General features: G+C 68.2%; 12 protein-coding genes. 4 read left to right on the top strand and 8 right to left on the bottom strand.

Features of this window, described 5'->3' with window-relative positions:
• Nucleotides 1-19: 19 nt before the first annotated feature.
• Nucleotides 20-1189, top strand: a complete 1170-nt coding sequence (hpnI, locus tag QZM35_RS23460) for a bacteriohopanetetrol glucosamine biosynthesis glycosyltransferase HpnI (RefSeq protein WP_089433167.1) — start codon at nt 20-22, stop codon at nt 1187-1189.
• On the top strand, nt 1186-2274 hold the full coding sequence (locus tag QZM35_RS23455; protein WP_089426770.1) for a lysylphosphatidylglycerol synthase domain-containing protein: 1089 nt from the start codon (nt 1186-1188) through the stop codon (nt 2272-2274). Before hpnI ends, QZM35_RS23455 begins: the two co-directional genes overlap by 4 nt.
• 43 nt (nt 2275-2317) lie before the next feature.
• Here the strand turns inward: QZM35_RS23455 and denD are convergent, their stop codons facing one another.
• The 8 genes from denD to QZM35_RS23415 all read right to left on the bottom strand — a co-directional run bounded on the left by denD (nt 2318) and on the right by QZM35_RS23415 (nt 10467).
• Nucleotides 2318-3289 (bottom strand): D-erythronate dehydrogenase, encoded by a 972-nt coding sequence (gene denD, locus QZM35_RS23450; RefSeq protein WP_089426771.1) that lies wholly within the window; start codon nt 3287-3289, stop codon nt 2318-2320.
• Nucleotides 3290-3317: 28 nt separating this feature from the next.
• On the bottom strand, nt 3318-4094 hold the full coding sequence (gene otnI / locus QZM35_RS23445) for a 2-oxo-tetronate isomerase (protein WP_089426772.1): 777 nt from the start codon (nt 4092-4094) through the stop codon (nt 3318-3320).
• An 80-nt stretch (nt 4095-4174) separates the two neighbouring features.
• A complete protein-coding gene (locus tag QZM35_RS23440) occupies nt 4175-5500 on the bottom strand; it encodes an MFS transporter (RefSeq protein WP_301776895.1) in 1326 nt (441 codons plus the stop codon).
• A 112-nt stretch (nt 5501-5612) separates the two neighbouring features.
• Entirely contained in the window at nt 5613-6251 is a 639-nt protein-coding gene (locus QZM35_RS23435; RefSeq protein ID WP_301776894.1) for an aldolase, read from the bottom strand.
• Entirely contained in the window at nt 6248-7546 is a 1299-nt protein-coding gene (gene otnK / locus QZM35_RS23430; RefSeq protein WP_301776893.1) for a 3-oxo-tetronate kinase, read from the bottom strand. Before otnK ends, QZM35_RS23435 begins: the two co-directional genes overlap by 4 nt.
• A 19-nt stretch (nt 7547-7565) precedes the next feature.
• Nucleotides 7566-8456, bottom strand: coding sequence for an L-threonate dehydrogenase (gene ltnD, locus QZM35_RS23425; protein ID WP_206147542.1), 891 nt, complete (start codon nt 8454-8456; stop codon nt 7566-7568).
• A gap of 49 nt (nt 8457-8505) precedes the next feature.
• Entirely contained in the window at nt 8506-9210 is a 705-nt protein-coding gene (locus tag QZM35_RS23420; RefSeq protein ID WP_011354089.1) for a FadR/GntR family transcriptional regulator, read from the bottom strand.
• Nucleotides 9211-9399: 189 nt separating this feature from the next.
• The gene (locus QZM35_RS23415; RefSeq protein WP_089433349.1) at nt 9400-10467 is read right to left on the bottom strand and encodes a GlxA family transcriptional regulator; all 1068 of its coding nucleotides are present in this window, start codon (nt 10465-10467) and stop codon (nt 9400-9402) included.
• 289 nt (nt 10468-10756) lie between these two features.
• Between QZM35_RS23415 and QZM35_RS23410 the strand changes: the two genes are divergently transcribed.
• Entirely contained in the window at nt 10757-12142 is a 1386-nt protein-coding gene (locus QZM35_RS23410; RefSeq protein WP_089426777.1) for an L-serine ammonia-lyase, read from the top strand.
• A 16-nt stretch (nt 12143-12158) separates the two neighbouring features.
• Nucleotides 12159-13403 (top strand): sarcosine oxidase subunit beta family protein, encoded by a 1245-nt coding sequence (locus QZM35_RS23405; protein WP_050068735.1) that lies wholly within the window; start codon nt 12159-12161, stop codon nt 13401-13403.
• Nucleotides 13404-13413: the final 10 nt, after the last annotated feature.

The raw sequence follows: 13413 nt of genomic DNA, 5'->3' as shown, positions 1-13413 counted from the left end.
GTCACCACTGGGGAGAAGCATGGTTTTGCTGCATGTGCTGCGCGCGCTGGCCGGGGCAATGTCGATCGTCTGCGGGCTGGGCGTGTTACTGGGCATTGCCTACACGATCACGGCCAGCGTGCTGGTCGGCCGGTTCTTTTCCCGGGCGGCGGCCGAGCCGCGCGACTATCCGGGCGTCACCGTCGCGAAGCCGCTGCACGGCGACGAGTGGCAACTCGTACAGCATCTCGAAAGCTTCTTCGTGCAGAATTATCCGGGGCCGGTCCAGCACCTGTTCGGCGTGCACGATGCGAACGACAAGGCGCTCGTGGCCGTCGAGGCGCTGCGGGCGCGCTACCCCGACGCGAACATCAAGGTCGTCGCCGATGCGCGGCTCTATGGGCCGAACCGCAAGATCGCCAATCTCGTGAACATGCTCGAACACGCGGAGTATTCGGTGCTCTGTCTCGCCGACAGCGACGTGCGGGTCGAGCGCGATTATCTGCGCGCCGTCGTCGGCGCGCTGCAGCAGCCGGAGGTCGGCATCGTGACGAGCGTGTATCGCGGCATCGCATCGCCGGGCTTCTGGCCCGGTGTCGCCGTCGCGATGACGAACTACCATTTCCTGCCGGGCGTGATCACCGGGCTCTTCCTCGGGCGCGCACGGCCATGCTTTGGCCAGACGATTGCGATCACGCGCGCGACGCTCGAACGCATCGGCGGCCTCACGCGTTTCGCGCATCACCTGGCCGAGGATCATGCGCTGGGCGAGGCGGTGCGGCAGGTGGGCGCGCAGGTCGTCATTCCGCCGTTCGTCGTCGGGCATGCGTGCGTCGAGGAGACCTTCGCGAAGCTGTACGCACACGAATTGCGCTGGAGCTGCACGATCCGCGCGGCGGACCGGCTCGGTCACGCCGGCTCGGTGCTGATGCACCCGGTGCCGCTCGCGCTGCTGGCGCTGCTGTTCTCCGGCGGTACGGCCGTCGCATGCGGGCTGGCGGTCGCGGCGCTTGCCGCGCGGGCGCTGCTGATGCTGAACACGAGCCGGGCGACCGGCGCCGGCCTGCGCGGCGCGCTGTGGCTGCCGTTCGTCGATCTCCTGCAGTTCGTCGTGTTCGTGTCGAGCTTCTTCTCGTCGCATGTCGTGTGGCGCGGCACGCGTTTTCGCGTCGACCGGGAAGGCCTGCTGTCGCCCGCGAGCGAATCATGACGACCCCAACGAACCCCGCTGCCGATGCCACGGAGCGCAACGCCGCGCGGGGCGACGCACGGCTGCGCCACGTGGGGCGGGTGGCGGCGCTGGGCGGGCTGGCGCTCGCCGTGTGGCTGATCTGGCGCGAGCATCCGCTGGACATCCTGCATCGCCTGCAGATCGCCGGGGCCGGGCTGTTGCTCGCGGCGCTGGCGCACATCCTGCCGATGCTCGCGAATGCGTGGGACTGGCGGATGCTGATCCGCGGCCCGCGCCGGCCGTCGTTCGCGACGATGCTGAAACTCGTGTGGATCCGCGAATCGATCAACGGGTTGTTGCCGGTCGCGCGGATCGGCGGCGAGATCGTGTCGTTCGGCCTGCTGCGGCAGGCGGGCGTGCGGCCGGCCACCGCCGTCGCCAGCCTCGTCGCCGACATGCAGCTGACGCTGATCAGCCAGCTCGTGTTCGCGCTGGTCGCGATCGGCTACGTGCTCGAGCACGTGTCGTCCGACGCCGCGCGGGTGGCCGGCAACCTCGCGATCGGCATGGCCGCGCTGGTGCCGGTGCTGCTGCTGTTCGCGCTGGTGCAGCATGCGCGGCCGTTCGAGCGCGCGATGCGCGTGCTCAACCGCGTCACGAGCGGCAAGGTGGTGGCGCTGGTCGGCGAATCGGCGCGCACCGATCAGTCGATCCGGATGATCTGGAGAAAGACCGGCATCGTCGTGCGTTATCTCGTGATCTGGCAGACGCTGCAGTTCGTCGGCTATGCGCTGGAAATCTGGCTCGCGCTGTATTTTCTCGGCGCGGAGCCGACGTTCGCGCAGGCGCTCGCGATCGAGGCGCTGATCCAGCTCGTGAGCAGCATCGCGTTCCTGATGCCGGGCGGGCTCGGCGTGCAGGAGGGCGGGTTCGTGCTGATCGGCGGGCTGCTCGGGTTCGACCCGCCGACCTGTCTCGCGCTGGCCGGCGCCCGCCGCGTGCGCGACCTGCTGTTCTATCTGCCGGGCCTGCTGGCATGGCAGTGGGCGGCCGGTTCGGCGAAGCGGCCAGGCGCGACGCAAAACCCGTCGTTGCCCATCGGGGAATCGGCCCGGCCGCGTTGATGCGACCGGGGAGCCCACGCCCGCGCGGCGGGCCGCGCGGGACTCAGCGCCGTTCGTCGGCGAGATGGCTGCGGATCACGTCCGCGAACGACGTATCGCCCTTCAAGCCGAGGGCTTCCGCGCGCGACGTATCCCAACGGCCCGGCCAGCTGCCGACGATCTTCTCGACGCGCTCGTCCGGCACATGGCGGATCAGCTTCACGACGTCGTCGCCCGCGACTTCGCGCAGCGCCGCGATCATTTCGTCGACCGACACCGACAGGCCGGGCAGATTGATCACCCGTTTGTTGCCGAGCTTCGCGCTGTCGATCTCGCAGCCCGCGACGAGCGCTTCGATCGCGCCGCGCGGCGACAGCAGCCACAGCCGCGTCGAACCCGGCACCGGGCACACGCTTTCCTCGCCGTTCAGCGGCTCGCGGATGATGCCGCTCGCGAACGACGACGCAGCCGCGTTCGGGCGGCCCGGCCGCACGCTGATCGTCGGCAGCCGCAGCACGCGGCCGTCGACGAAGCCGCGCCGCGCGTAGTCGCACAGCAGCAGCTCGGCGATCGCCTTCTCGGCGCCGTACGACGATTGCGGGTTCAGCGCGGTGTCGTCCTGCACGACGTCGGGCAGCGTGCCGCCATAGACCGCGACGGAGCTCGTGAACACGACGCGCGGCCGATGGCCACGCGCGCGGCACACTTCGAGCAGCGTGCGCGACGCGTCGAGGTTGATCCGCATGCCGAGATCGAAATCGGCTTCGGCCTGCCCGCTGACGATTGCCGCGAGGTGGAAGATCGCGCCGGTTTGCGTGTCGATCGCGCGGTCGAGCACCGCGCGATCGGCGATGTCGCCGACGATCGACGTCACGCGTGCGTCGCCGAAATCGCTGCCTGCGACGACGTCGAGCAGCACCAGCTCGTCGATCTTCTCGCTGCGGCCATCGGGGCCGGTGAGTTCGCCGCGCTCGAGCAGCTTGCGTGCGAGACGCTGGCCGAGAAAGCCGGCGCCGCCGGTGATCAGTACTTTCATGTTGTTTACCCTCAGAGGAATGCTCGAATTACAGGTACGGCCTGAGCCAGCCGAGGCCTTCGGACGTGCCGGCCTTCGGGCGGTACTCGCAGCCGATCCAGCCGTCGTAGCCGAGCGCGTCGATCAGCGCGAACAGATACGGGTAGTTGAGTTCGCCGATATCCGGCTCGTGGCGTTCGGGCACGCCCGCGATCTGGATATGGCCGATGCCCGCGAAATCGCGCTTGAGCTTCATCGCGAGATCGCCTTCGACGATCTGGCAGTGGTAGCAGTCGAACTGCACCTTCAGGTTCGGCGCGCCGACTTCCGCGCAGATCGCCTGCGCGTCGTCCTGGCGGCTCAGGAAATAGCCGGGCATGTCGCGTTGGTTGATCGGCTCGATCAGGATCGTGATGCCGTGCGCGGCGGCGGCCTGCGTTGCATGCCGCAGGTTCGCGAGGTAGGTGTCGCGATGGCGGGCACGATCGGCGCCCGGCGGCACCATGCCGGCCATCACGTGCAGCTTCTTGTTGCCGAGCACGCGCGCATAGTCGAGCGCCTGGTCGATGCCGCGCCGGAACTCGTCCTCGCGGCCCGGCAGCGACGCGGTGCCGCGTTCGCCCGCGGCCCAGTCGCCGGGCGGCGCGTTGAACAGCGCCTGCTCGAGGTGGTGCGCGTCGAGGCGCGCGCGGATGTCCTCGGCGGCGAAGTCGTACGGGAACAGGTACTCGACGGCCTTGAAGCCGTCGTAGGCGGCAGCGGCGAAGCGTTCGAGGAACGCGTGCTCGGTGTACATCATCGAGAGGTTGGCGGCGAAGCGTGGCATGGCAGCGGGTCCTGTGAATGAATGGGGCGGGGCGCACGGCGCCCCGCGTCGAATGGCGGCCGGATCGTTCGTGGGGCGAATCAGCGGTTCACGAGTTTCGCGGGCGTGAGCCACACCGCGATCGCGCCGATCACGAGCATCGCGGCGAGCACGTACATGCCGGACGCGGTGCTGTGCGTGACATCCTTCAGGTAGCCGATCACGTACGGGCTCGCGAACCCGGCGAGGTTGCCGACCGAGTTGATGATCGCGATCCCGGCCGCGGCCGCGGAGCCTGCGAGGAACGCGGTCGGCAGCGACCAGAACAGCGGGGCGCAGGTCAGCACGCCGCCGGCCGCGAGCGACAGGAACACGATCGACACCGCCGTATTGTGCGAGTACGACGCGGCGACCGCAAACCCGATTGCGCCCATCAGCGCCGGCACGATCAGGTGCCAGCGGCGTTCGCGGCGCTTGTCCGCGCTGTGGCCGAACAGGTTCATCACGACGATCGCGACGAGGAACGGAATGGCCGACAGCAGGCCGATCTGCAGCGTATCGGTGATGCCGGTCGACTTGACGAGCGTCGGCATCCAGAACGTGAGCCCGTACTGGCCGGTGACGAACGCGAAGTAGATCAGCGACATCCACCACATGCGCGGGTCCGCGAACACGGCCTTCAGCGAATGGCCGTGCTTCTGCTGTTCCTGCGGCTGCGCGGCGATCTCGTCCTCCAGCAGTTGCTTCTCGCGCTCGTCGAGCCACTTCGCGCTGCGGATGCTGTTGTCGAGATACAGGATAGTCGCGATGCCGACCAGCACGGCCGGCACGGCTTCGATCATGAACATCCATTGCCAGCCGTGGAAGCCCGAGCCGCCGTGGAAGCGTTCCATGATCCAGCCCGACAGTGGGTTGCCGAAGATGCCCGACACGGGAATCGCGGACATGAACACCGCGATGATCTTCGCGCGGCGGTGCGACGGGAACCAGTACGTGAGATACAGGATCACGCCCGGATAGAAGCCGGCTTCCGCGAGGCCGAGCAGGAAGCGCAGCACGTAGAACTGCGTCGGCGTCTTCACGAACGCGAACAGCGCGGAAAGCAGGCCCCATGTGATCATGATCCGTGCGATCCAGATGCGTGCACCGATGCGATGCATCAGCAGGTTGCTTGGCAGTTCGAACAGAAAATAGCCCAGAAAGAAAATGCCGGCGCCGAGCCCGAACACCGTTTCGCTGAACGCGAGATCCTGCGACATCTGCAGCTTCGCGAAGCCGACGTTCACGCGGTCGAGATACGCGACCACGTAGCAGAGCATCAGGAACGGCACGATGCGCCAGAACACTTTCTTGTAGGTGCGGTCGAGTTCCGCGGCATGGGCGGGCGCGGCGGGCGAGCGGCCTGCGGCCGCGTCGAGAGCAGTCATCGTCGTCTCCAATGATGTCGTGTGCCGGCGGCGCGTACGTCGCCGGTCGTGTGTGTGCTGACGGAAGGGCCCGCGCACACGGCGGGCATGGGAATCGTTGGGTGGCGCGTTGTTACCAGCGCGCGCCGAAGCTGATGCGCAATTCGTCGAGCGCGGCGTCGTCGAGCGGCTCGGGTTTCGGGTGCGTCATCAGCCACAGCCGCGCCGTTTCCTCGAGTTCCTCGAGCGCATACGACGCGTGCGACACCGACGGCCCCCACATCACGGGGCCGAGGCGATCGAGCAGCACGCCGCGCACCTGGTCGGCGAGCGCCGCGACTTCGGCCGCGACGGCCGGGTCGCCAGGGCGGCGGTAACGGATCAGCGGGATGTGGCCGACCTTCATCACGTAGTACGGCGTGATCGGCGGCAGCACGTCGGTGTCGCGCCACACGCCCGCGAGCGTCAGCGCGACGAGGTGTGTCGAATGCGTGTGGACGATGCCATTCGCTTCGACGTTGCGCGCGTAGATGCCGCGATGCAGCGCGAGCGTCTTCGACGGCTTGCCGCCCGATACGGGCTGGCCGTCGAGGCCGACCTTCGCGATGTCGTTCGGGTCGAGCCGGCCGAGGCATGCGTCGGTCGGCGTGATCAGCCAGCCGTCGGCGAGGCGCGCGCTGATGTTGCCCGCGCTGCCGACCGCGTGGCCGCGCGCATACAGGCTCGCGCCGACCACGCAGATCTCTTCGCGCAGTTTCGCTTCGTCGCTCATCGTGCGGCTCCGTCCAGCGCGCGCAGCGCCTTGTCGAAAAAGTCCGTGGCGCCGAAGTTGCCGGACTTCAGCGCGAGGCCGAGCGGCTGCGCGTCGATGGTGGCCGTCGCCGGCACGCCCGGATCGATCTGCGCGCCGATCTGCAGCGACTTCACGTCGAGCGCCTGCACGACCGCGCCGGACGTTTCGCCGCCGGCGACCACGAACTTGCGCACGCCGAGATCACGCAGACCGCGCGCGATCGCCGCGAGCGTGGCTTCGACGAGATGGCCGGCCGCGTCGACGCCGAGCGCCTGCTGCACGGCCTTCACTTCGTCGGGCGTCGCGGTTGCATAGATCAGCACGGGCTGCGGCAGGTGCGAGCGCGCAAAGGTGAGTGCTTGCTCGACGACGGGTTCGCCGCGCGATGCCGCGAGCGGATCGATGCGGAAGCTCGGCCGCGTGGCGCGCCATGCGGCGACCTGCGCGTTGGTGGCCTTCGACGCGCTGCCGGCGAGCACCGTCGAGAGCCCTTCGATGCGCGGCAGCGACGCCGCGTTGTCGCGTTCGGGCAGTTGCTCCGCGCGACGGAAATTCGCGGGCAGGCCGAGCGCGATGCCCGAGCCGCCGGTGACGAGCGGCAGGCCCGCGCACGCTTCGCCGAGCACGTAGAGGTCGCGGTCCGACAGCGCGTCGGCGATCGCTAAGCGCACGCCTTCCGCGCGCAGTTGCTCGATCCGCGTGCGCACGGCGGCCGCGCCGAGCGCGATCGTGTCGTAGCGGATCAGGCCGACCGGCGACTTCGTCTGCCGCTGCAGCACGCGTACGAGGTTCGCATCCTTCATCGGCGTGAGCGGGTGATTCTCCATCCCCGATTCGTTCAGCAGCACGTCGCCGACGAACAGGTGGCCGCGATAGATCGTGCGGCCGTTCTCGGGGAACGCCGGGCAGGCGATCGTGAAGCTGCCGCCGGCCGCATCGAGCAGCGCATCGGCGACGGGGCCGATGTTGCCCGCGTCGGTCGAATCGAATGTCGAGCAGTACTTGAAGAAGAACTGCCGGCAGCCTTGCGCGCGCAGCCATTCGTACGCGGCGAGCGATTGCGCGACGGCGTCGGCGGCGGGGATCGTGCGTGACTTCAGCGCGACGACGATCGCGTCGGCGTCGAGCGGGGTGTCTGCGGCGCCGTCGGCGGGCACGCCGATCGTCTGCACGGTGCGCATGCCGCTCTTCACGAGCATGTTCGCGAGATCGGTCGCGCCGGTGAAATCGTCGGCGATGCAGCCGAGCAGGGGACGGGAAGCGGAAGCGGTCATGGCAAGTACGTCGGTCGAATCAGCGTGCGGGCGGCAGCGTGATGCCGGGGAAAGTCTTGATCACGGCGGAATCGTCCTCGCCGCCGTGGCCGGCGCTCGACGCGCTCATGAACATCTGGTGCGCGGTGGCCGACAGCGGCAGCGGGAACTTGCTGCGGCGGGCCGTATCGAGCACGAGGCCGAGATCCTTCACGAAGATGTCGACGGCCGACAGCGGCGTGTAGTCGCCGTTCAGGATGTGCGGCACGCGGTTCTCGAACATCCACGAGTTGCCGGCGCTGTGCGTGATCACGTCGTACAGCGCGTCGGCATCGACGCCTTCGCGCAGGCCGAGCGCCATCGCCTCGGCCGCTGCCGCGATGTGCACGCCGGCCAGCAACTGGTTGATGATCTTCACTTTCGAGCCGATGCCGTGCGCGTCGCCGAGGCGATAGACCTTGCCGGCGATCGCCGCGAGCACGTCCTCGCAGCCCGCATAGGCGGCGGCCGGGCCCGACGTCATCATCGTCATCTCGCCGGAGGCCGCGCGCGCGGCGCCGCCGGATACCGGCGCATCGAGCATCTGCAGGCCGGCCGCCTCGATCCGCGCGCCGAGCGTAACCGCGAATTCGGGCGCGACGGTCGCGCTGGCGATCACGACGCCGCCCGGCTTCATCGCCGCGACCGCGCCGTGTTCGCCGAACAGCACCGTTTCGGTCTGCGCGGCATTGACGACGAGCGTGACGACGACGTCGCACTGCGCGCCGAGTTCGGCCGGCGTCGCGCAGGCGATGCCGCCTTCGGCGGCGAACGCCTGCAGCACCGTGTCGCGCACGTCGCATGCGTGCACGCGCAGGCCGGCGCGCAGCAGCGAGCGGGCGACGCCGAGGCCCATCGCGCCCAGGCCGATGACTCCAACATTTCGTGACATGGTCAACCTTGATCGATTCGGGAGAGGGGCGGCGCGGCGGCCGCCGGGTTCAGCAGATACCGGCTTCCGCGAGGCGGCGGGCGGCGTTGTACATGTGCGTGCGTGCCGCGTTGCGGGCGGCCATCGGGTCGCGCGCGCGGATCGCGTCGGCGATCGCCGCGTGTTCCTCGCGCACCTGGCGCGAGAAGTCCTCGCGCGTCGCTTCGTTGCGCCGCGTGACCTTCACGCCGGCTTCGAGGTACTGGTTCAGGAACTGCAGCGTCTTCAGGAAATACGGGTTGCCGGTGACGGCCGCGATCGTGCGGTGGAACGCGACGTCTTCCGCGACGCCGTCGCGCCCTTCGGCGACCGCATCGTCGATCTTGCGCAGCGCATCGTCGATGTCGGCCATGTCTTCATCGGTGTGGTTCAGCGCGGCTTCGGCGGCGACCTCGGCCTCGATCGCGCGGCGCACCGCGAGCAGGTGCGGCAGCGACGTGGCTTCGACGGCCTCCGCGTAGTCGATCCGCAGCGGCCGGATCGCGCCGTGCTGGTTCACGTACACGCCGCTGCCCTGGCGCGGCTCGACCACGCCTTCGTTCTTCAGCCGCGAGATCGCCTCGCGAATCACCGTGCGGCTCACGCCGAATTCCTGCGCGAGCACGGCCTCCGTGGGCAGCTTGCCGGTGGCGGAGAAACTGCCGACTTCGATCTGCTTGAGCAGTTGCTGCGCGACATGGTCGCTCATCGCACGGGCGGGAATTTTCTCGAACATGGTGCTCTGGCTTGTAAGGTTATGTGGTCATCATACAAATTTGAATGAATGGCAGCATCCGGGATAACCCTCGGTTAACGGAGCGCAACGTCGGTTAAATTGACTGGAACCGGTTCCAATTGAGTCGAAACCGCTGCGTTCGAGTGTCGTGTCGCAATCGGTTGGTAAAGGAGCGGGGGCCCGTCGCCGTCAGTCGGCGATGTCCTCGATGGGATCCGCCGCGATTACCGCGCCGGCTTCCGCCACTTCCCCGCCCCGTTCCCGATACGTCGCCGGCGGCACGCCGAACTGCTTGCGAAATTCGCGCCCGAGGTGCGATGCATCCGCGAATCCGCAGCTCGACGCGATATCGGCCACCGTGCGGTCCGAGCTCGTCAGCAGCCACGCGGCCGTGCGCAGCCGCACCTGCTTCGCGAACGCCTGCGGGCTCTTGCCCGTCTCCGCCTTGAACAGCCGCTCGAGCTGCCGCGTCGACAAATCGAGCTTGCTCGCGAGTTCGTCGAGCGACAGCGCCCGCCCGACATGCTGTTCCATCAGGAGAATCGCGCGCTTGACCTTCGGGTGCGTCGCCGGCTCGAGGCCCGGCGGATGCGGCTGCGGCGCGTTGCCTTTCTGCATCTCGCCGACCAGCAGGATGCGCAGCGCCTTCTGCACGGTCGCGTGATCGAAGTGGCGCAGCAGGATCGCGGCGGCGACGTCGATCGACGCGCGGCCGCCCGAGCAGGTGATGCGGCGCCGGTCGATCACGAACAGCCGGTCGGCGATCAGCAGGTCGGGATCGGCAGCCGGAAAGCGCTCGATGAAATCCCAATAGTGGAACCAGCTCACGCAGGTGCGGTAGCCGTCGAGCACGCCTGCGCGCATCAGCGTGAACACGCCGGTGCAGATGCCGACGACCGTCGCGCCGCCCGCCGCCGCGCGGCGGATGAAGTCGAGTGTCTCGGGGCCCGCCTGCGGCCCCGAATGCAGCAGCCCGCCGACCACCACCACATAGTCGAACGGCTCGGCCGCGTCGAACGTTTCCCACGGCGTGATCTGGATCCCGCAGCTCGCGCGCACCGGCGCGAGGGTCTCGCCGATCACGCTCCACGCGCAGCGCACGGGCTTGCTGTAGTCGCCGTCGTCCGCCGACAGCCGCAGCATGTCGACGAAGCCGGAGAAGGCCGTCAGCGTGAAGTTCGGCAGCAGCACGATGCCGAAGCGGATACGCCGCGGCGTGGGTTCTGCGAGGGGGGAAGCGGGTACGTCGGTTGTCATCGCGGCCAGTCTCTTCACGCCGGGCGGGCGGTCTCACTCAGTCTGTTGATACGGGTCATGCGGGTACGGCGGCCGGGCGGGGCGGATGTAGCCAGCGTCGCTGATCGGTTCCGGCACGACTTGTGGTTTTCCGTCGCGAACCATCGCCAAAACGCACTTTCGGGCCTGCCGGCAGGGCGCTTGGCGGCGGTATCCCACGCCGATGCCGTTTTTGTTCTATCGGCCGATTTTACGCTTTGATGTACTGGCGCCAACGTCATTTCACGTGTGTGCCACCCAGAGGAAGCCAATGAACGTCAGCGTCTTCGACCTGTTCAAGATCGGCATCGGCCCGTCCAGTTCGCATACGGTCGGCCCGATGATCGCCGCGTGCCGCTTCGCGTCGCACGTGGAGGACGCGAACCTGCTCGGTTTCGTGCGCCGCGTGCGGGTCGAACTATACGGCTCGCTCGGCGCGACCGGCAAGGGCCACGGCACCGACAAGGCCGTGCTGCTCGGTCTCGAGGGCCACCTGCCCGACACGATCGATCCGGACCTGATCGAGCCGCGGCTCGCCGCGATCCGCGCGGAGAAATCGCTGTCGCTGCTCGGCAAGCAGACCGTCCGTTTCGAGGAGAAGGAGCACATCGGCTTCTATCGCAAGCTGATGAGCGGCACGAGCATCGTGCACCCGAACGGGATGCGCTTCCAGGCCTTCGACGAGCACGGCCAGCTGCTCGTCGAGAAAGAGTATTACTCGGTCGGCGGCGGCTTCGTCGTGAACCGCGACGGCGATCGCGTGAACGGCGTGCGTGCGGCGGTCGAGGTGCCGTATCCGTTCCGCACCGGCGACGACCTGATGCGCCAGTGCCGCGAGCACGGGCTGTCGATCGCCGAGCTGATGATGCGCAACGAATGTGCGCTGCGTCCCGCCGACGAAGTGCGCGCCGGGCTGCTCGCGATCTGGCGCACGATGGCCGCCTGCGTCGAGCGCGGCTGCAAGGTCGAGGGCGACCTGCCCGGCCCGATGCGCGTGAAGCGCCGCGCGGCCGAGCTGAACAATCGCCTGCGCGCGCGTTCGGAAGAGTCGCTGCGCGACCCGCTGTCGATGCTCGACTGGGTCAACCTGTATGCGATGGCCGTCAACGAGGAGAACGCGGCGGGCGGCCGGGTCGTCACCGCGCCGACCAACGGCGCGGCCGGCGTGATTCCCGCGGTGCTGCACTACTACGTGAAGTTCGTGCCGGGCTCGAACGAAGCCGGCATCGTCGAATTCCTGATGACGGCCGCGGCGATCGGGATCATCTACAAGGAAACCGCGTCGATCTCCGGCGCGGAAGTCGGTTGCCAGGGCGAAGTGGGCGTCGCGTGCTCGATGGCCGCGGCCGCGCTCGCCGCGGTGATGGGCGGCACGCCCGACCAGGTCGAGAACGCGGCCGAGATCGGCATGGAGCACAACCTCGGGATGACCTGCGACCCGGTCGGCGGGCTCGTGCAGATCCCGTGCATCGAGCGCAACGCGATGGGCGCGATCAAGGCGCTGAACGCGTCGCGCATGGCGCTCAAGGGTAACGGCCAGCACTACGTGTCGCTCGATTCGGTCATCAAGACGATGCGCGAGACGGGCGCCGACATGAAGACGAAATACAAGGAAACGTCGCGCGGCGGTCTGGCCGTGAACGTCATCGAATGCTAAACGAAGGATCACTCACATGAGCCGCTACTCGATATTCAGCCTGTTCCGCAACGGCCTCTCGTATCACGAGAACTGGGAAAAGCAGTGGAAGAGCCCGGAACCGAAGAAGGAATACGACGTCGTGATCGTCGGCGGCGGCGGCCACGGCCTCGCGACCGCGTATTACCTCGCGAAGGAGCACGGGATCACGAACGTCGCGATCCTCGAGAAGGGCTGGATCGGCGGCGGCAACACCGCGCGCAACACGACGATCGTCCGCTCGAATTATCTGTGGGACGAATCGGCCGCGCTGTACGAGAAGGCGATGAAGCTGTGGGAAGGGCTGTCGCAGGACCTGAACTACAACGTGATGTTCAGCCAGCGCGGCGTGATGAATCTGGCCCACACGCTGCAGGACGTGCGTGACACCGAGCGCCGCGTGAACGCGAACCGGCTGAACGGCGTCGACGCCGAATTCCTGACGCCCGCGCAGATCAAGGAAATCGAGCCGACCATCAACCTGAACAGCCGCTACCCGGTGCTCGGCGCGTCGATCCAGCGCCGCGCGGGCGTGGCGCGCCACGACGCGGTGGCCTGGGGCTTCGCGCGCGGCGCGGATCGCGCGGGTGTCGACATCATCCAGAACTGCCAGGTGACGGGCATTCGCCGCGAAGGCGGCGCGGTGGTCGGCGTCGACACGGTGAAGGGCTTCATCAAGGCGAAGAAGGTTGCGGTGGTCGCGGCCGGCAACACGACGACGCTCGCCGACATGGCCGGCGTGCGCCTGCCGATCGAGAGCCACCCGCTGCAGGCGCTGGTGTCCGAGCCGATCAAGCCGGTCGTCAACTCGGTGATCATGTCGAACGCGGTGCACGCGTACATCAGCCAGTCCGACAAGGGCGACCTCGTGATCGGCGCCGGCATCGACCAGTACACGGGCTTCGGCCAGCGCGGCAGCTTCCACATCATCGAAAGCACGCTGCAGGCGATCGTCGAGATGTTCCCGGTGTTCTCGCGCGTGCGGATGAACCGCCAGTGGGGCGGCATCGTCGACGTGTCGCCGGACGCGTGCCCGATCATCACCAAGACCGACGTGAAGGGCCTCTATTTCAACTGCGGCTGGGGTACCGGCGGCTTCAAGGCGACGCCCGGCTCGGGCTGGGTGTTCGCGCACACGATCGCCTGCGACGAACCGCACCCGCTGAACGCGCCGTTCGCGCTCGACCGTTTCTACACGGGCCACCTGATCGACGAGCACGGCGCTGCCGCCGTCGCGCACTGACCGCTACCGC

The organism is Burkholderia sp. AU45274 (genome assembly GCF_030482505.1).
In the GTDB taxonomy this organism is placed as follows: Bacteria; Pseudomonadota; Gammaproteobacteria; order Burkholderiales; family Burkholderiaceae; genus Burkholderia.
This window is presented reverse-complemented; position numbering and strand designations above follow the sequence as displayed.

Excerpts from the sequence above, each read along its gene's own strand:
- QZM35_RS23440 (WP_301776895.1), bottom strand. The coding sequence starts at position 5,500 with ATGACTGCTCTCGACGCGGCCGCAGGCCGCTCGCCCGCCGCGCCCGCC.
- QZM35_RS23455 (WP_089426770.1), top strand. The coding sequence starts at position 1,186 with ATGACGACCCCAACGAACCCCGCTGCCGATGCCACGGAGCGCAACGCC.
- denD (WP_089426771.1), bottom strand. The coding sequence starts at position 3,289 with ATGAAAGTACTGATCACCGGCGGCGCCGGCTTTCTCGGCCAGCGTCTC.
- QZM35_RS23420 (WP_011354089.1), bottom strand. The coding sequence starts at position 9,210 with ATGTTCGAGAAAATTCCCGCCCGTGCGATGAGCGACCATGTCGCGCAG.
- QZM35_RS23405 (WP_050068735.1), top strand. The coding sequence starts at position 12,159 with ATGAGCCGCTACTCGATATTCAGCCTGTTCCGCAACGGCCTCTCGTAT.
- ltnD (WP_206147542.1), bottom strand. The coding sequence starts at position 8,456 with ATGTCACGAAATGTTGGAGTCATCGGCCTGGGCGCGATGGGCCTCGGC.
- otnI (WP_089426772.1), bottom strand. The coding sequence starts at position 4,094 with ATGCCACGCTTCGCCGCCAACCTCTCGATGATGTACACCGAGCACGCG.
- QZM35_RS23415 (WP_089433349.1), bottom strand. The coding sequence starts at position 10,467 with ATGACAACCGACGTACCCGCTTCCCCCCTCGCAGAACCCACGCCGCGG.
- otnK (WP_301776893.1), bottom strand. The coding sequence starts at position 7,546 with ATGACCGCTTCCGCTTCCCGTCCCCTGCTCGGCTGCATCGCCGACGAT.
- QZM35_RS23435 (WP_301776894.1), bottom strand. The coding sequence starts at position 6,251 with ATGAGCGACGAAGCGAAACTGCGCGAAGAGATCTGCGTGGTCGGCGCG.
- QZM35_RS23410 (WP_089426777.1), top strand. The coding sequence starts at position 10,757 with ATGAACGTCAGCGTCTTCGACCTGTTCAAGATCGGCATCGGCCCGTCC.
- hpnI (WP_089433167.1), top strand. The coding sequence starts at position 20 with ATGGTTTTGCTGCATGTGCTGCGCGCGCTGGCCGGGGCAATGTCGATC.